The 220-nt window shown below is 64.5% G+C and carries 1 pseudogene; it reads right to left on the bottom strand.

Features of this window, described 5'->3' with window-relative positions:
• Window positions 1-220 (bottom strand): annotated as a pseudogene (locus ACZBJS_RS42895) (IS4 family transposase); the annotation flags it as partial.

Here is a 220-nt window from a genome sequence, read left to right on the forward strand (position 1 = left end):
GACGATCTGCCAGGCGTCTTTAACGGTGGCGACCGGATGAGTGGTCAGGAGCAGCCAGCGAATGGGCTCCGCACCTCTCGGCGGATGCAACTCGACCACTTCTACGAAGCTGAGTTTGATGCCCTCCGCCAAGTCGGTGACGCCGGGCCTCTGCGGCCGCTTGAGCACGACGGTTCCGAAGCGCATCGAGAGATGGGCCTGCCGGCCGCGCCGATCCATT

It is taken from the genome of Bradyrhizobium sp. KZN70725, from assembly GCF_055264925.1.